The 16,554-nt window shown below is 65.1% G+C and carries 16 protein-coding genes; 8 read left to right on the top strand and 8 right to left on the bottom strand.

The features are described from left to right. The first annotated feature begins 28 nt into the window (after positions 1-28). The gene (locus tag IL54_RS22180) at positions 29-898 is read left to right on the top strand and encodes a CPBP family intramembrane glutamic endopeptidase (protein ID WP_162182208.1); all 870 of its coding nucleotides are present in this window, start codon (positions 29-31) and stop codon (positions 896-898) included. A 330-nt stretch (positions 899-1,228) separates the two neighbouring features. On the opposite strand, the gene IL54_RS06640 is transcribed toward IL54_RS22180, so the two are convergent. Further along, complete coding sequence (locus IL54_RS06640) at positions 1,229-1,585, bottom strand: hypothetical protein (protein WP_037474194.1); 357 nt, start codon at positions 1,583-1,585, stop codon at positions 1,229-1,231. Positions 1,586-1,711: 126 nt separating this feature from the next. Between IL54_RS06640 and IL54_RS06635 the strand changes: the two genes are divergently transcribed. From IL54_RS06635 to IL54_RS06620, 4 genes are all read left to right on the top strand, one after another. Beyond that, positions 1,712-2,263, top strand: coding sequence for an RNA polymerase sigma factor (locus IL54_RS06635; RefSeq protein WP_237748803.1), 552 nt, complete (start codon positions 1,712-1,714; stop codon positions 2,261-2,263). Continuing rightward, positions 2,256-3,269 carry a FecR family protein gene (locus IL54_RS06630; protein ID WP_037474189.1) on the top strand — a complete coding sequence of 338 codons (1,014 nt, stop codon included), beginning with the start codon at positions 2,256-2,258 and terminating at the stop codon, positions 3,267-3,269. The genes IL54_RS06635 and IL54_RS06630 overlap by 8 nt, the downstream gene beginning before the upstream one ends. Positions 3,270-3,343: 74 nt before the next feature. Next, positions 3,344-5,905, top strand: a complete 2,562-nt coding sequence (locus IL54_RS06625; RefSeq protein WP_037474187.1) for a TonB-dependent receptor — start codon at positions 3,344-3,346, stop codon at positions 5,903-5,905. Between the two features lie 41 nt (positions 5,906-5,946). After that, the gene (locus tag IL54_RS06620) at positions 5,947-8,073 is read left to right on the top strand and encodes an Atxe2 family lasso peptide isopeptidase (RefSeq protein ID WP_237748801.1); all 2,127 of its coding nucleotides are present in this window, start codon (positions 5,947-5,949) and stop codon (positions 8,071-8,073) included. Here the strand turns inward: IL54_RS06620 and IL54_RS06615 are convergent. The 7 genes from IL54_RS06615 to IL54_RS06590 all read right to left on the bottom strand — a co-directional run bounded on the left by IL54_RS06615 (position 8,019) and on the right by IL54_RS06590 (position 13,650). Further along, entirely contained in the window at positions 8,019-9,764 is a 1,746-nt protein-coding gene (locus IL54_RS06615; protein ID WP_037474181.1) for an asparagine synthase-related protein, read from the bottom strand. The two genes, IL54_RS06620 and IL54_RS06615, sit on opposite strands and share 55 nt — an antisense overlap. Then, positions 9,764-10,426, bottom strand: coding sequence for a lasso peptide biosynthesis B2 protein (locus tag IL54_RS22175; protein WP_052027583.1), 663 nt, complete (start codon positions 10,424-10,426; stop codon positions 9,764-9,766). The genes IL54_RS06615 and IL54_RS22175 overlap by 1 nt, the downstream gene beginning before the upstream one ends. A gap of 49 nt (positions 10,427-10,475) precedes the next feature. Further along, the gene (locus tag IL54_RS24000) at positions 10,476-10,595 is read right to left on the bottom strand and encodes a benenodin family lasso peptide (protein WP_017181796.1); all 120 of its coding nucleotides are present in this window, start codon (positions 10,593-10,595) and stop codon (positions 10,476-10,478) included. Between the two features lie 122 nt (positions 10,596-10,717). Next, positions 10,718-11,326: a GntR family transcriptional regulator gene (locus IL54_RS06605; protein WP_037474179.1), complete on the bottom strand. Its 609-nt coding sequence runs from the start codon at positions 11,324-11,326 to the stop codon at positions 10,718-10,720. After that, positions 11,323-12,204 (bottom strand): phytanoyl-CoA dioxygenase family protein, encoded by an 882-nt coding sequence (locus IL54_RS06600; RefSeq protein WP_037474177.1) that lies wholly within the window; start codon positions 12,202-12,204, stop codon positions 11,323-11,325. Before IL54_RS06600 ends, IL54_RS06605 begins: the two co-directional genes overlap by 4 nt. A 13-nt stretch (positions 12,205-12,217) precedes the next feature. Next, entirely contained in the window at positions 12,218-12,832 is a 615-nt protein-coding gene (locus IL54_RS06595; RefSeq protein WP_037474175.1) for an acyl-homoserine-lactone synthase, read from the bottom strand. 56 nt (positions 12,833-12,888) lie between these two features. Then, the gene (locus tag IL54_RS06590; RefSeq protein ID WP_052027582.1) at positions 12,889-13,650 is read right to left on the bottom strand and encodes a LuxR family transcriptional regulator; all 762 of its coding nucleotides are present in this window, start codon (positions 13,648-13,650) and stop codon (positions 12,889-12,891) included. Positions 13,651-13,922: 272 nt separating this feature from the next. On the opposite strand from IL54_RS06590, the gene IL54_RS24590 reads away from it, so the two are divergent. The 3 genes from IL54_RS24590 (at position 13,923) to IL54_RS06575 (ending at position 16,353) form a co-directional block, all read left to right on the top strand. Further along, complete coding sequence (locus tag IL54_RS24590; protein WP_162182207.1) at positions 13,923-14,216, top strand: transcriptional regulator domain-containing protein; 294 nt, start codon at positions 13,923-13,925, stop codon at positions 14,214-14,216. Next, positions 14,191-14,712 (top strand): DNA -binding domain-containing protein, encoded by a 522-nt coding sequence (locus IL54_RS22170; protein WP_052027581.1) that lies wholly within the window; start codon positions 14,191-14,193, stop codon positions 14,710-14,712. Before IL54_RS24590 ends, IL54_RS22170 begins: the two co-directional genes overlap by 26 nt. Before the next feature lie 678 nt (positions 14,713-15,390). Beyond that, positions 15,391-16,353 (top strand): AAA family ATPase, encoded by a 963-nt coding sequence (locus IL54_RS06575; protein WP_237748800.1) that lies wholly within the window; start codon positions 15,391-15,393, stop codon positions 16,351-16,353. Positions 16,354-16,554 lie beyond the last annotated feature (201 nt).

Raw genomic sequence — 16,554 nt, 5'->3', positions numbered from 1 at the left:
CCTTGTAATACAAGAAAGGGCGAATAAGATGAACCTCGATTCCGGGGCTGCTTCCTTGCGCGCAAATCCAGCCGCGCGTTCCTCCAATGTTGCAGCCTTTCTCGCACTTGCCTTCGGGTTTAGCTGGATAGTCTGGCTGGGTGTGTGGTGGTCCGCTGGACGTCCAACGTCGCTCACCGCTACGCCGATGGTAATTGCGGTCTATGCCGGGTCTTTCGGTCCAGGCTTGGCCGGCGCGGTTTTGAGCGCTCGCGAAGGGCGGCTGCGCGAATGGGTGGCTGGCTTCCTGCGCTGGCGCATGGGCTGGGCAGGAGCAGCGGCAATCGCTCTGCCGCTACCTCTCGCGGTACTCGGCCTAACCGTGGCACTCGGCTATGCGCCGGTCCCGATGGAAGGCGTGCCGCCTGCTCTGTCTTATCTCACGCTGTTCCCGGCGGTGGTGTTCAACGGTGTGGTCACTGCCGTGCTTGGCGCCGGTCCGCTGGGCGAGGAAGGCGGGTGGCGTGGCTATCTTCTGCCTCGCCTACTCGACCGGCTGGGAGAGGTACCAGCTTCGCTGATGCTCGGCGTGATCTGGTCCGCCTGGCACCTGCCGATCATGGCGATACTGCCCGACTGGCGCGACGGTCACAGTTTCGCCTTTTACCTGCCCGCGTATACGGTAACGCTTATGGGCCTGTCGTTGTTGATGACGCAGATCTGGTTGTTGACGCGGCGCAGCACGCTGGCGGCGGTATGGATGCACGGCGTGATTAACGCGATCGGTGGGATCGCCTTCAGCGCCCAGTTGTGGAATGGGGGCTGGTCGAGCAAGGCTAATCTGCTTCACTTCACCCTGGCGATCTGGATTGCGGCGCTGGCTCTCCACTTGCTGCGCGGCCATCATGGGCGTGGCTGAAATAGCCGCAATGAAAGGTGGCCCGCAATTTCTGGATTTCGCCCCGACCGGCTACAGGTCACTTGCCGCAGTTGTGCTATGCCAGTCAGCGTAAGACCGAGTGTTGGGTTTGAAGCGGAACCTGCCGCTTTGAAGTTCTAGCGGGAACGGCGGGATTGTCCCAAGACCCGGCGTTCCTGGTAATTCGCGATTGGAAAAGTCAGTTTGCGTGAATGGCGGCAAATTTTTCTCAAATCCGGATTGAAAATATGAGTATCGCGGAATGATCCCCTGAAACACTGCAATTCCAACTGATTTTGTCAGCATCCCGATCCGTTCGTGCGATTTCCCTCAAATCTTCTCTCGCGCCTGAACGAAATCCCGCAAAAAGCGAGGCACGAAACGCTCGCGCATAATGATCCTGTTGTTCGACATGACGCAGTCGAGTGCTCGCTGGGAAGCCAGGAAACGATTACAGGCGGGATCGTGGTCGATCTCCCGCTCGCCATATACGCGCACTTTGCAAATCGTCCCATCGGTATTGCTTCTCCGAATCAGGATGTTAGTCTTGTTCCGCGTCGCGAAGGCGACGCCGAGGCTTGAGAACCTCGCTTGGGAAGAAACGAACCCGCCATCGACGCGGCCGGGTGGCCGACGCGCATGTCCAAGCCGCTTGCGGCCAAAGGCGTCGGCGCATGTCTCAAGCATGTTCTCTACACCCGGCTCTTGTCGGCATCGCCTCGCTCATTGCACGGAGGCCATGCCGATGAAGAATGCAGCGCATAGTGGCGCAGGTTGTGGGCCGAGATGTCGACCGCAATAGGCGCCGCGCGCTTGCCTTTGGACGAACGCGACCCGCTGCCGCCTGATCATGATCGGGTTGCGACGCCGAGAGATTTGCTCGGCGCGCTGTATCGGGCCGAGCGTCCGGCCTTGCTGCGATTTCTGGCGCGCCGGACAGCGGAGGATCGGGCCGAGGACATCGTCCAGCAGGTCTTTGCGCGCATGGCGGGGAAGACCGACGATCAATCCGCTGCGATCGCGTCGCCGGGCGCCTATCTCCGCCAGGCCGCCCGCAACCTTGTCCGTGACGATGCGCGGGCCGCCGAGCGGACCAGCCTGCACCTTCACATGGCGATCGAGGATGCGCCGGTGGCGGATGCCGATCCGATCGCGGCGCTCGAAGCCCGCGATCGGCTGGCGCGGATCGAGACGGCGGTGCTACGGCTCAAGCCGCTGACCCGGCAGATTTTTCTCGCATGCCGTCTCGACGGCTATAGTTATGCTGAAATTGCCGAGCAGACCGGGCTGAGCATAAGGGGCGTCGAGAAGCAGATGAGTCGCGCGATCAAGCAACTGGGCAGGCACCTGCGCGATCATGACTGACGCTGAGCGGTCCTCGATCCCGCGCAGCGTGCACGATGCGGCTGGGGCGTGGTTGGCTCGTCGACAAGCGGGTGCCGATCCGAATGGCGAACGGGCCTTCCTCGCTTGGCTGGACGCCGATCCCCGGCATCGGGCAGCTTATGATGAGGCGGCGCGCGCCTGGCGCGACAGCGAGCTGCTGGCCGATAGCAAGGTGGGGCGAAGCCGCAAGCTCGTTCGCGCGCCGTTTCTGATGCGCCACAGTACGCATGTGGGGGCCGTGAGTCTGGGTGTTGCCGCGATCCTGGGCGTGGGGACGCTAGCCACGGTCCGGCATGCCGGCCCCTTCGACCTCGTCTCAGCGGCCGACGCGGCTACCTATCGGACCGCGGTCGGCGAGATTCGCACCGTTCGGTTGGCGGACGGCTCTACTTTGACGCTCGATACATCGACCTTGGTCAGGGTCCGGTTCACGCCGGATCGCCGTCGGCTCGAACTGGCGGAGGGCCGAGCCCGTTTCAGCGTGGCGCAAGATCGCCGGTCGTTCACCGTCGCCGTTTCGGGCGGCGAGATCGTGGCGCACCAGACTGTGTTCGATGTCAGCGTGATTGGGTCGGAGCCGACCGTGGCGGCGATCGAGGGCGACATCGCATTGCAGAAGGAGGGCAGGGACGGCGGCGTTGCGACGCAATCGTTGGTAGCCGGCGAAGCCAGCAGCATGGGCGCGGACGCCGTGCCGCGAGCGCGCTCCTTGGCCGAAGCCCGCTGGGTGTCGGGCATGGTCGCGCTCGACAAGACGCCACTCGGAACCGCAGTGGCTGCCATCAACCGCTATAATCACAGGCAGGTGCAACTGGGCGATCCGGCTCTTGCCATTCTCTCCGTGACTGGTGCCTTCCGCGCGCGGGATCCCCAGCAGTTCGCCCAGGCCATCGCGACCATGTTCGGCCTTGCCGTCGATGCCTCGCATCCCGATCGTCTCATTCTGCATCCCTCGCCCAAAAAATCACCTGCCACCCGAAAATAACTGTCGGGTGCATTTGGCTGCGGTCGTCTCTCGCACAACCCGCCCTTTAGCGGCCTGGGGGGAGACAGACGACAATGACGCACTTTGGGGACATACGATTTTTTTCAGCGATCATTACGGTCGCCGTGATGACCGGCACGGCGACGGCGGCTCAGCCGGCCGAACAGATGGCAATCGACCTGCCTGCCCAACCGCTGGGCAGTTCACTGAAGGCGCTGGCGCTGCAGTCTCGCAGCACCATTCTCGCCGACGCGGACGTGATTGGGGATCATCCCGCGCCAGCGATCCAGGGCCGTTTCACGGTCGAGGACACGCTGCGCCGGCTGATCCAGGGGGTTGGGCTGACCTTCGACCGGGTCGATGGCGGCTATGTCGTTCGCCCGGAGCAGGCGCGTGGCGACAGGCGAGCGGCAAGCGATGGTCCGGGGATCATCGTCACGGGCAGTCGGATTCGCGGGGCGGCGGGCGCTTCGCCCGTCACAATCCTGAGCGAAAAGACGATCCGGGACAGCGGCCTGGCGGACCTGGGCGAGGTGGCACGCAGCCTGCCGCAGAGCTTTGGCGGCGGACAAAATCCGGGCGTCGGTTTCAATGTCCCCTCCAGCACGGGCGGCAATGTCGGTGGTGGATCGACCGTCAATCTGCGGGGCCTGGGTAGCGATGCGACGCTTACCATCTTGAATGGTCGGCGCGTGCCCTATGATTCGGCGCGACAGGGCGTCGATATTTCCGCCATCCCGCTGGCGGCGGTCGATCGGATCGAGATCGTCGCCGACGGAGCCTCGGCCATCTATGGATCCGACGCAGTCGGTGGCGTCGTCAACGTCATGCTCAAGCGCGATTATGATGGCGTCGAAACCCGGGCGCGGCTTGCTGGCGCGACCGACGGCGGCGATGTCGAGCAGCGCTACTCCATTCTTGCCGGCGGGCGTTGGCAGGGCGGCGGCGGGTTCGTGGCCTATGAATATAATCGCAACACGGCGCTCCTGACGAACCAACGCGATTATGCGCAGGTGCGGCCCAACGTGACCATCCTACCGGCCAGCCAGCGGCACGCGATCGTCGCCAGCGTCCACCAGGATATCACGGACACGCTGACGATCGAGGCGGATGCGCTCTATAATGATCGTGAGGGGGCGTTCACCTATCCGCTCAACGCGGCCGGGGACCTGGCCGTCAGTCGCACGCGGCAGACCTTCGACTCCAATATGCTCGCGCTCGCCAGCGCCGCGCGCCTGGCGCTTGGCCCCTGGCAGCTCAGCCTGTCGGGGACGTTCGGCAAGGGACGCACCTATTTTCAGGGCGACACCTTCCGCAACGACCAGTTCGCCAGCACCGCCTCCGGCCGCTACAACAACCAGACCGTCACGGGTGAAGTCGCTGCCGATGGCCCCTTGTTCGCGCTGCCGGGGGGCCCTGCGAAACTCGCGGTCGGGGCGGGCATCCGCGCCAATGATTTCGAGATTTTCCGGGGCGTGGGCAATATCAACAATGCCCGACCGTCGCAGGACAGTCGCTACGCCTTTGGCGAACTCAATCTGCCGCTCGTCGGTCCGGACATGGGCCAGCTGCTGGTGCACCGGCTGAACCTGAGCGCGGCGCTGCGCTATGAGCGCTACCGCCAGATCGGCGATATCGTCACGCCCAAGCTGGGCGTCATCTATGCGCCCAATGATGTCCTCGATCTCAAGGCCAGCTGGGGGAAGTCGTTCCGCGCGCCGAGCTTCATCCAGCTCTATTCTATCCAGCAGGCGCTGCTCTATCCCGTCACCACCTTTGGCGGGACCGGCTATCCGGCGGGATCGACGGCGCTCTATCTCACCGGCGGCAACAGCGACCTCAAGCCGGAGCGGGCGCGCAGCTGGTCCGGCACGCTGGCGCTGCATCCGCCCGCATGGCCCGGCGCGTCGCTCGAAGTCAGCTATTTTTCGACGCGCTATGTCAACCGGATCGTGACGCCGATCCCCATCGCCTCGCAAGCGCTCAGCAATCCGTCCAATAGCGGACAGGTCTCGCTGTCGCCGACCGCCGCGCAGCTGGCCGCTCTGGTCGCGGGCGCCGACCAGTTTCTCAATGCCACGTCGTCGGCCTATGATCCTTCAAGGGTCGTGGCGATCATCGACAATAGCAACGTCAATGCCGGCCGCCAGAGTATCAGCGGGATCGACGTGCAGGCGCGCTATCAGACAGCGCTCGCAGATGGGCGATTAAACCTGTCGGCCAGCGCGACCTATCTGGACAGCGAGCAGCAGATATCGGCGGGCCAGCCGGTCCAGCAACTGGCCGGCACCCTGTTCAATCCGCCGCACTGGCGCGGGCGCGGGACGGCCAGCTGGGACAAGGGCGGCCTGGGCCTGGCGGTCACGCTCAGCCATATTGGCGGGGTCGATGATCAGCGCACGGCCTCTGCCGGGCGGGTCCGCGGGATGACCATAGCCGATGTCAGCGCACGCTACCGGATCGAAGGCGGCCATGGGCCGCTGGGCGGCGTCGAAGTGGGTCTCTCGATCCAGAATCTGTTCAACGTCGCGCCTGCGGTGATCGCGACCAGCCTCTATTATGACACACCCTATGACTCGACCAACTATTCCCCGGTGGGGCGCTTCGTGGCGTTCGAGCTCGTCAAGAGATGGTAAGGGTGGCGCTTGGGAAGACGGGCCTTTTCGGCGCGTGCGTGATGATGCTCGCGCTTTCGTCACCGGGGTGGGCGCGCTGCGCCGACCTGTTGCCGGGTGCGGCACAGCCGACGGGGCCGAAGCGATCGATCACGTCTCTCGATCTTGCGCGCCTGCGCGACATCGGTCGACCCGACGGCGCGCTGCTCGGCGGACCCAGCCCGCTAGCCGTCGCCCCCGACCAGACCCGTATCGCCTTCAACATCAGCCGGCCCGATCCGGCCTCGAACAGCATCTGCGTCGGGCTCGCAGTGATGGACCTCGTCGTCGGCGCCCGACCGCGCCTTATCGACCAGGGCGGCGAAATGATCCTGGCGTCTGGCAATGTGCGGGGACTGATCACGCCCATCGGCTATCCTGCGGTGATAACGCCGTCCTGGTCCCCCGATGGCCGCTCAATCGCCTATCTGCGGCGGGACCAGGGCGTGACGCAGCTCTGGGTCGCCCGTGCGGAGGGCGGCATGGCGCATCCGCTCACCCAGTCTCCCGTCGATATCGAGCAGTTCGTCTGGCGGGCCGACGTCAAAACGCTCCTGTACGCGGCCCGGACCGGACAGCTAGCCGAGCGGGCCGCAGATGCCAATGCGGCGCTGACGGGCTATCCCTATGATGACCGCTTCGTGCCGGCCATGAGCCCGGTCCCGTTGCCGGTCGCCACGACGCCCCTGTCCCACTATGCGGTCGATATCGCCAGCCTGGCCGTGCGCCCGGTCCGTGGCGATGACTCTGTGGAGCTGCCGCCCGACCGGCTGAACACGCCCGCGCCGCTGCCTGCCGCCGAGGCAGGCGATGGCCGCCGCGCCTGGACAGCGCATAGTAGCGAGAATATCCTCAGCCCCCTTCGGCTACAGGCAAGCCTGGCGTCGGGTGATCCTGTCGCCTGCACCGTCGCGGCCTGCCGCGGCAAATTGACCGGCCTGTGGTGGATGCCGCAAGGCGGTCCGCTCTTGTTCCTGCGGCGCGAAGGCAGGGACCTGGGCGATCTTGTCCTGTATCGCTGGCAGCCCGGGGCGGGCCAGCCGCGTGCGATCCTGCGCACGAGCGGGGTGCTTGATGGCTGCGTCCTGGCGCAGGCGCAACTCGTCTGCCTGGCGGAGAGCGCGACCGTGCCACGCCACATCGTGCGGATCGATCCACGGACGGGCAAGTCCGAGACGCTCTATGTGCCCAATCCGGATTTTGGCGCGATCCGTTTCGGCAAGGTCCAGCGGCTCCGCTGGCGGAACGATCGCGGGCTCGCGGTGCGCGGCGACCTGGTCCTGCCGCCTGGCCACAGGCCGGGTATGCGCCATCCGCTCATCGTCACGACCTATTGGAGCAGTGGCTTCCTGCGCGGGGCGACGGGCAATGAATATCCGATCCATGTCTTTGCCGCGCGTGGCTTTGCCGTGCTTAGCCTGCATCGTCCGCCTTTCGTCGCCGAGGCCGATGCGAACGCCACCGACCCGGACCGGCTGAACGCCGCCAATACAGCGAATTGGGCCGAGCGGCGCAGCCTGCACTCGGCCGTGATGGTCGGGGTGCAGCGCGTCATCGACCTCGGCGTCGCCGATCCGGCGCGCATCGGCATTACCGGATTGAGCGACGGGTCCAGTACGGTCGGCTTCGCGCTGATCAACAGCCGTCGCTTCGCTGCGGCAGCTGTCAGCACCTGCTGCCTTGAGCCCTGGATGGTCAATGCGACATTCGGCCCTGCCTTTGCCCGGAGCATGCGCGGGCAGGGGTGGCCTGCGGCGACCGCCGACGACCGTCGCTTCTGGGCGCCCGGGTCGCTGATCCAGAATGCGGCGTCGATCGACACGCCCCTGCTCATGCAACTGGCGGACCGGGAATATCTCACCGCGATCGACGTCTATGCCGCGCTGCGCGAACAGGGCAAGCCGGTCGACCTCTATGTGTTTCCGGACGAATATCATAATAAATGGCAGCCCGCCCATCGGCTCGCCATCTATGAACGCAATCTCGACTGGTTCGACTATTGGCTACGCGACACGGTCGATCCGGACCCGCACAAGGCGGCGCAATATGCGCGGTGGCAAAGGCTCCGCCAAGAGCAGGGGAGGGCCAGCCGCAGTCAGGACCGGCCCGCGATCCAGGCCTCGACATCGGCAAGGCGCATGAGCCGGTGATAAGCGGTGCCCCGCAGCGGGCCGCTTTCGCCGAGCGCGCGTTCGAGCGCGGGCACGTCGAGCATGCCCGCCGCGCGCAATCGGCCGTCGAGCAGCATCGCGCGGATGGTGGTTCGATTGGCGGTGTACAGGGCGGCGATATAGCCGTCGGGGGAGCCTTTCGATCGGCGTTCGATGATCTCCGCCGGCAAGCGGGCGGCATAGGCCTTGCGGGCGATCACGCGATTGCGCCCGTTCTCGAACCACCACCAGCTCGGGACGCGCAGGCACGCCTCCACGACCGGTTGCGTGGCCAGTGGCGAGGCATGGCGCACCGGACTGTGCAGGTCGCTGGCTTCGGCCCATGTCTGGGCGGCGACGATCAGCGCGATGTGCGCGGCCGTCCCGGTCTCAGCCCCCTTTGGCGCCTGCAACCAGGGATGCCCGGCGATGATCGCCTGGTCGCTGACCATCGCCGACGCCAGATATTGGGTTTCGCCATGCCAGCGATAGGCGGGCGAGCATCGGAAGGCCCGTTTGATCGCTTGTGTAAAAACCGTCGCCGCACCGACCTGCGCGAGCGAGGCGATCGAGAGCGCTACCGTCCAGGCCTCGTGCAGCCGCCCGCCGCGCACTAGCGCATCGGTTACCGGGGCGACCGACTGCAATGCACAGAAGACGTTGTCGCCCGCGCCGCCATCGATCGACAGATCGGCGCCGGATGTCGCAATCGCTTGCGCCAGGAGCGCATTGGTGCCCTGCATGAAGCTGCGGCCCACGGGGTTGGGCAATCCCACCGCATGGGAGCGGCTGAAATCGACCAGCCCGACGTCCCATTCCGCTTCGAGGATCGAGGCGCCGAGATGGCTCGCCACCGCGCGGGCATAGGATCGTTCGTCGCCGACCCCGCCCTGACTGGACAGGTTGAAGCATGCGAAGGCGCCGCCCTGGCTGGCGAGCGTCGCGGCCAGTATCGAAGAATCGAGACCGCCCGAAAGCATGAGGAGCGCGCGCTCGGCATCGCCACGGCTCGCGCGGACGGCCGCCGTGACCGCCCGGCGCAGGGCATCGGCCGCCTCGTCGCGATCATCGGTCCAATGGCGGCGGCCACCATGGTCCCACGGCGTCCAGGCCTGTGTCACCGTGAGGGCGCCATCGCCGATCCGCAGGCAGGCGCCGCCCCGCAGGTCCGTCACGCCCGACAGGCAGGTCGTCGGCGAGGCGATATTCTGGAACGCCAGCCGATGGGCGATCGCGCTCCAGTCGAGGCCGGTCGGAATCCACCCCGCCAAGGTGAGAAGCGCGAGGTCGGACGCGATCAGGATCAGGCCATCGCGTTGCGTGTAGAGGCAGGGCAGGCGGCCGAATGGCGCGCGCGCGATCTCCAGGGTGGCGGGACCGTCGCGCAGGATTGCGACATAATGGCCCCAATAGCGCCGCATGAGTTCCTGCGGGCGCATGGACGCCGATGTCGTCGTGCCGCTTTTGAAATGCGCGCGGTCGCTGGTCCCCCGCTGGAAGATATCCCCCAGCACCCATTCGCCCTCGCACGCCATTTTGGCCGGCGTGAGGCCCGGCGTCGTCGCGACCAGCAGCCCGGCTTCGTCGATCACGATTTCAAGGTCTGGCCGGTCGGCGATCGCCGACCTGATCCAGGCCGGGATCGATGCCGGGTCCGCCATGCTGCTGGCAAGGATGAGATAGGCTTCCATCACACCCGCCTGATCGGGGTGAAGGGCCGCACATGGTCGGGCGCGTCGTTGAGGACGGTGCCTGCCAATTCGACCCAGCAATGCGCCTGAAACGGATCGAGCTTGACGCCCAGCACCAGGGTGGGGTTGGCGCCTCGCGCGGTCAGGGTGGCCATCAGCGCCATGGATGTGGGGAGACACTGGTCGCGCGCGGACAGGATCAGCCCTGCGCGGCGGTGCGCCTCCGCCAGCCGTGCGATCGCCGCCGATGTCGGTCGCGGCCTCAAGGCAGGGGCGTCCTTGCGCCGGGCCAGCCGGTCGATGTTGGCGGCGAGTGGGCAATAGCGTACGCGCAAGGTCCAATGCACCCGAGCGACCAGCGCCATGGCTATGGCCAGTAGCGAGGGGCGGGCGGGGGGCTCTGATGGCGGTGGCAGGATTGGCCCTGGGGATGTGGTAGGGCACGGGACCGGAAGCCCGCCTTCTGGACAGGGTATGATCAGGCCCCTCTCGACCAGTGTCGCCAGCGCGGGATCGGCAGCGCCCGTGTCGAGCAGCGCCTGGAACGCTGTGTCGAGCGGCCCGCCCAGGCCGAAATAGCGGTCCGCCGGGAGGTCGAGAAACAGCGTTCGATTGTCGATCCGGCAGAAGCTCAAGCCGGTGCGGAGCCTATAGCCAGCCATGGGAGATGCCCGACACAATGGCGCGCGGCCGAAGCCGCGCGCCACCGCATCAATCGTCCGACAGGCCGGTGAGTTCCTGGTTCAGGCCGACATCGCCGGCGATGCCGCCCGGTCCCTTGGTCTCGATGCTTGCGGTTCCGAGGTCGATCAAAGTGTCTTCGCGTTCCATGATGGACTCCTTCTGTCATGCTGCGACATGCAGCCATGGCAGTGTAGGAAGCCCGTTTCGCTATCCGAATTTTATACCGATTCTATATCGATATTGTTTGGCTGGCAGGTTGGACGACGGGGTCATTCGGCCCGATAGACCGCCCGGACGATGGCGGCGGCGGCCCGACGCCGACGGCCATGATAGACCAAGATCAGGCGTCGCAGCCGGTCGCGCTCGCCAAGGCCGGTGGCGGACACAATCGCCGCGAGTTCCGCCTCGATATCCTCGAGTATGTGCATCTCGACCGAGCGGACAGCATGGAGGCGCGCATTGAGCCGGTCGATGGCGCGACCATGCTCGCCATTGGCCGACCGGCTGGCGATCGCCAGGAAGATCGCGCCGGTGCGATCGGCGATCGATGGCAACTCTTCCATGGCGGTCGGCATGATCGCAGTCCTCACGCCCGGCCATGCGCGGATCGCAAGCACCAGCAATTGAGCCGACCAGTCGTAGCGATCTTTCAGGGCCGGTTCGTCCAGGGCGGGAATATAAAAGCCGCCGCTCGTGCGCGTTTCGACCAAGCCTTCCCCGGTCAGCAGATGGAGCGCGTCGCGGACCGGCGTCACGCTCGACGACAGCGGCGCGGCGAGGACGGCCGGGTCCAGGCGGTCGCCGGGCCGATAGTCGCGGCGCATGATGCGCTGGCGCAGCGCGTCATGGACCCGTTCGACGGTCGGGCCCGCATTCATGATGCCGCCTGTTGGTCATGCGCATGGGCATCAACCACCGCCTGCTGGTCGGGCCGCAGCGCATCGATCGCGCCCAGCGGCGCGCCGCTTTGGTCGCCCAGCAGGATAGAGGGGCATTGGCCCTCATAATTGCCGAGATTGGGCCGGTGCTGGCGATAGCCGACCAGCCCTGCCAATGCGGGCGGAAAGGTCCGGGCGATCGCGGGGGGATAGGCCAGCCAGGGATTTTCATATGGCTTGAGCCAGCCGAGCGCATAGCCCACGACAACGCCGCGCCGGACCGTGTTGGTGATGTTGGCACCCGCGCCGTGCAGGGTCGAGCCCAGCAGGAGGAGCGCCGCGCCCGGCGCCATTTCGGCAGGCAACGGTGCCTCGGGTGGTTCGGCGTCCAGCGCGTTGGCGCCATGAGTGCGCGGCCATATCAGGGTCGCACCATTTTCCGGCGTGAACGGCGTCAGCGGCCACATCACATTGACAAGATATTCGATATCGCCGACCGGACCCCGCCACATATCTTGATCCCGGTGGGGCAACTGAGCCGGGGCACCGGGATGGATGGCGATCGCCTGGGTCGTGTTCAGCTGGATGCAGTCGCACCAGGGCGACAGGATCGTTTCGACAATGCCGACTATCAGTGCATGCTGGACCAGCGCCCTGGCATGGTCTGACCGGATCAGGAGCCGACCGAAGCGCTTCGTGGTTTCGCCATAGAAATGGCCCTGGCCAAAAGGCGTGCGGGCGAAATCGTCGGCCAGATCCGCGTCGAGCGCCGCTATGGCCGCGGCCGGCAGGGCATCCGGGACGAGGCAATAGCCTTGCGTCTTAAGTTCGGTCGCGTGGCGCGCGATCGCTTGGGAGAGAGTGATGGAGACGGTCATGGCGGCGTCTCCCTCAGGCTGCGACGCGCTGGTGGATACGCAACGGCGACGCAACAATACCGCGCTCGGCCAGCAGCGCCTTCTTATCGGGTGCAATGTCGATGCGCAGCGCGCCGAGCATGGTCCCGTCGATCATGCGCGGCAGGCCGAGCGGCGTGCAGCGCCAGCCAAAGGCAAGGATCTGCTGCAACCAGCCCATCTCCGCAATGGCGCTATAGGCGGTGATGCCGTGCGCGAGGGCATGGTCGACCAGGGCGGTCACCAGCGTATCGCGGACCTGCCGCCGCTCCGCCGCCCGCAGGCGGCGATCCAGGCAAAAGCGGGTGATCTCCTGGATGTCCGGTGCCTGCGGTGGTGCCTGCTCGCACAGGTCGGGATAGAAATCACCCAATATATGGGGGCGTGTCGTGGGCAGGAGTCTCGCCGATCCCAGATGGGTCCCGTCGGGGTCGGCCAGGATCAGATAGGTCGCATGGGCGTCGTCATATTGGTCGATCTCATAGCGGTCTGCGAGCACCGGCACATCCCATTTGAGCAGATCGACGAAGACGGATTTGCGGGCGGCGAACATCGAACGCAGGACGGCGTCCGAGGCCGGTCGCGCGGCGGATTGACGGATATGCAGCATGATAGGGGCTCCCTGGCCGTGATTGGTCCAGGGTCGCCTCGCGACGGGTCAGGCCGCTATTCCGGAAAAGGGTAATATCGGCGGCGGAAAATATCCGAGAAGGTCAGTGTTCCGTCGAAGAGCGTCAGGATCACCAGATATGTCCGCTTGTTCACGCCATACCGCTCGCACGCCTGCTTGATATGGCGGGCCACCGTCTCTTCGCCCACCTTCAGGATCAGGCTGATTTCCCAGTCGCTCTTGCCGCGCGCAACCCAGAGCACACAGTCCCGCTGCCGGTCGGTGAGCATCGGGTGCGGTGGAGCCTGCCGCAGGCTGCCGATCGACCAGAGCCGCCTGGCACCCTCGAAGGCGAACAGACCCGCGACCTCTGCCAAAGGCAGCATGTCATGCGGCAGCGGCCTGCCAGCTTCATTCGCGAACGAGCAGGAGCCGCGCGCTTCGCCGGGCACGTGGACCGCCGGCACCGTGAAACCATCGCCGATGCCCTGTGCGCGACCCAATGCCAATATGCGGCGATCGCGGCCGGACAGCGGGATCATCTCCGCCATGTGCGACCAGGGAAAGCCGACGCGCGCCACATGGCTCGCGCGGTGGACCGGATCGGTCACGGCCAAAGCATGGCGATGATAATAATCGGCCCATTGCGTCGGATAATTATGCAGGTGGATCGCGCCGCCGCTGGCCCTGGCGAGATCGACATGATGCGTCAGCGCAAAATATTGAAAGCCGAGCTGATCCGTCAGCCCCTTCATGGCCGCGGCGAAATCATCGCCGTTCGCCACGGCATCCACGACGCGTCTGAAGTGCGTCGCCATATTGGACAGTCTCATAAGACGATGTCGCGATCACCGGCAGTGTCTCAAGTCACCGCGTGTCCGGCGTTCGCCCTTTCCCGACATATCGGGCCAGGCGCTGGTGTCTCATGTCAGCACCCGACGACTCCAGTAACAAAATTGTCATATCATAACGGCTTTTATGGAAAAAGACCGGCGCTGGCCTTGGCGTGCGCACAACGCTGCCATGGCGAGTCCATAGTCGGTGCGGCATGGTCTGGGCATCGCTTGCTCGCCGGCGGCAGAGGCTGCCGGTGAATTTGCCGACCAGCGAACGCCCTTCGCTCGATTGGCGGGATGCCGCAGGCTATGCGCGACTGCGCGGGATCGACCGGGCCGGCCTCATGTGGGAATGGCTGCGCCGCGATCCCGATTATATCGCCTGGCATGTGCGGGCCAGTACGGCCACGCGCGGCATCGATCCCGAGCCGCTCCTTTGGGGGCTGCACTTTCGCCGAGCATCCGAGCCGCGCAGCGCCCGAGGCCCGGATCATCTGGCATGCCGATTTCGATCCAGGGACGATGGCCGTCGCCGCAATTTCCGCTGATCCGGCCGATCCCGATAGCCTCAATCTCGACCGCATCGCCCCCTGGCTCGCCGTTGCCATCGGCAGGGAGGGACGCGAACATGCCGTCCTGTCCGACGGTTGGCATCATATCCGTATCGATATCGAGGAAGGGCGGCTGACAGGACAGCAAGCCGTCCTGCTGCATTTCCGCTTGCAGGGCATCCTGTCTTCGCAGCGGCGCCTATTGCCGCTGCGCCGGTTTCTCGACCTGTGTCGCAGGCGGCAATTCTCGCGGTCGCTTTTTCCCCCCGATCCGCAGATCGCGCGGCTGGTCGATATGCTCCGCGTCCATGATGCGCTCGGGCAGGGGGCCAGCCAGCGCGACATCGGTGCCGCCCTGTTCGGGGACGCGCGCGTGGCGCAGGATTGGACGGGATCTTCGGATTCGCTGCGGTCGCGGGTGCGTCGGCTGGTCCGCGAGGCTGGCTGCATGGCGCGTGGCGGCTGGCGGCAATTGATGGGGCGGAGGGGGTGATTTGCCGATTCTTCGCGTGACAGCGGCGATGCCTACCGTGTGACGATAGGGCTGGCGCCTCGCGCCGGTGAAGCGGCGCGACCGCGCTCTACGGCTCGAAGCTAGGCTTCTCGCCGCCGAGCCCCGTTGCCGGGTCTCGGCCTGGCGGTGATGATCGTCTGGCGCGGGTCAGCGATGCTGACCCTTGCGGTCGCCGCTTGCGCGGCGGCGCTGTTGGTGGCCTCTGCCGGTGGCGCGGGAGCGGTATGGTCAAGGCCCAAATGGCTACCTTTGATCAGTGCGGGTTCTGATCGGCTTGTGGGACTTTACAGTCGTTCCCGAGCCCCATGTCGAACGTCTGGTCTCGCCAGGAGCGCACATTGAGCGTTGCACGCACCTCATCGTGGAATGACAAAACTGGGCCGATAGCGGCATGCCAGCTATTAGATGACCAACACGCGATAACCTCCATTCGCCCAGAAACGCGTCAGTTCGCATTGACGTCCGGCAATCTTCGTGGCCTATCTAAATAGGCAAATGGGGGGTGTATCGCGAGCTATTCCGCGATACATAATGGAAATGGCATCAGCGCAGCAGCTCATAGGCCTCGTAAAGAGCCACGCGGAGGGGGATTCCGATCGATTCTTCGATCTTGCTATGCAGCTGTCGGCTGCAGAGGAGCAAAAGGGTCACAAGCGCTTGGCTGAGACGCTTCGGCAGTGGGCCAATGCCGGCCAAACGCCTCCTGCCTCGCGAAAGCCGAACCTCACGCCAATCTCCGCTCCACGTGGTGATCTCGCCGAATTTCTGTTCGCCTCCTATCCCAGCGAGCGGTTGAACAGCGTCATTCTCCCACCGCTAATCGCGGAAGAGCTGGCGCATATAGTGTTCGAGACCCGCATGCGTGAGAAGCTCGAAGAGAAGGGCCTCAAGCCGCGGCGGCGCATTCTGCTGTCTGGGCCTCCGGGCACTGGAAAGACGATGAGTGCGCACAGTCTCGCCGGCGAACTCCAGTTTCCGCTATTTTCGGTAATGCTCCATGGTCTCATCACAAAGTTCATGGGCGAGACCGCCCAGAAACTGAAGCTCGTGTTCGACGCCATCAAATCGACGCGGGGCGTTTATCTCTTCGACGAGATCGATGCTCTCGCCGCAGCGAGGGGCGATGGCAATGATGTGGGTGAAGCGCGCCGGGTGCTCAACTCGTTCCTCCAGTTTCTCGAAGAGGACACCGGCCCTTCGATTGTCATCGCCACGACCAACTTGGCCGAAATCCTGGATCGGGCAGTCCTGCGCCGCTTCGATCTCGTCCTGTCGTACGAATTGCCCGATGCGGCATCGATCCGCCAAGCTCTCGAACGACGCCTTATCGGCTTCTCCCACGCACGCCTGTCCTGGGAAAAGGTTACCGATTGCGCAATCGGGCTGTCGACGGCCGATGTCGTGGCTGCCGCCGAAGACGCGGCGCGGCGAGCGGTTCTTGGTGATCGCAATAGCATAACGACGGTTGATTTGGTGAACTCGTTGGAGCGTCGTCGCTCGCTGCAGGGGTTGGGAAGAAGCGCGAATGCCACGGAATCTACCTCACTTTCTTCTAAAAGACCTCGGAAAGCCGCATCCGTTTCAGGCCAAGGGCGGGGGCAGCGGCAAGAAGCCAAGTGACGTCCTCAATCGCAGCAGCCACGCGCAGGCTCTCCTGCAAGCAATCGACCAACTCCCAGCTATAACGTCGGACGGTCTCCCAGGGGTCTATCTCGAAATCAAAAGCCGACCGGGCGAGCCACTTGCGAAGGATAGCCTGGGATCAAGCGGTATCGAGCTGCTGCGCAGCGCCGCCGAAGTCGTCAACGGCAGCACCATCGA

It is taken from the genome of Sphingobium sp. ba1 (genome assembly GCF_000743655.1).
Classification (GTDB): Bacteria; Pseudomonadota; Alphaproteobacteria; order Sphingomonadales; family Sphingomonadaceae; genus Sphingobium.
This window is presented reverse-complemented; position numbering and strand designations above follow the sequence as displayed.

Bases quoted from the DNA above. Each gene is read 5' to 3' on its own strand.
- IL54_RS22170 (WP_052027581.1), top strand. From the start codon at position 14,191: ATGGCCGTCGCCGCAATTTCCGCTGATCCGGCCGATCCCGATAGCCTC.
- IL54_RS24000 (WP_017181796.1), bottom strand. From the start codon at position 10,595: ATGGAACGCGAAGACACTTTGATCGACCTCGGAACCGCAAGCATCGAG.
- IL54_RS06605 (WP_037474179.1), bottom strand. From the start codon at position 11,326: ATGAATGCGGGCCCGACCGTCGAACGGGTCCATGACGCGCTGCGCCAG.
- IL54_RS06620 (WP_237748801.1), top strand. From the start codon at position 5,947: ATGATGCTCGCGCTTTCGTCACCGGGGTGGGCGCGCTGCGCCGACCTG.
- IL54_RS06600 (WP_037474177.1), bottom strand. From the start codon at position 12,204: ATGACCGTCTCCATCACTCTCTCCCAAGCGATCGCGCGCCACGCGACC.
- IL54_RS06595 (WP_037474175.1), bottom strand. From the start codon at position 12,832: ATGCTGCATATCCGTCAATCCGCCGCGCGACCGGCCTCGGACGCCGTC.
- IL54_RS22175 (WP_052027583.1), bottom strand. From the start codon at position 10,426: ATGGCTGGCTATAGGCTCCGCACCGGCTTGAGCTTCTGCCGGATCGAC.
- IL54_RS22180 (WP_162182208.1), top strand. From the start codon at position 29: ATGAACCTCGATTCCGGGGCTGCTTCCTTGCGCGCAAATCCAGCCGCG.
- IL54_RS06640 (WP_037474194.1), bottom strand. From the start codon at position 1,585: ATGCTTGAGACATGCGCCGACGCCTTTGGCCGCAAGCGGCTTGGACAT.
- IL54_RS06615 (WP_037474181.1), bottom strand. From the start codon at position 9,764: ATGGAAGCCTATCTCATCCTTGCCAGCAGCATGGCGGACCCGGCATCG.
- IL54_RS06630 (WP_037474189.1), top strand. From the start codon at position 2,256: ATGACTGACGCTGAGCGGTCCTCGATCCCGCGCAGCGTGCACGATGCG.
- IL54_RS06625 (WP_037474187.1), top strand. From the start codon at position 3,344: ATGACGCACTTTGGGGACATACGATTTTTTTCAGCGATCATTACGGTC.
- IL54_RS06590 (WP_052027582.1), bottom strand. From the start codon at position 13,650: ATGGCGACGCACTTCAGACGCGTCGTGGATGCCGTGGCGAACGGCGAT.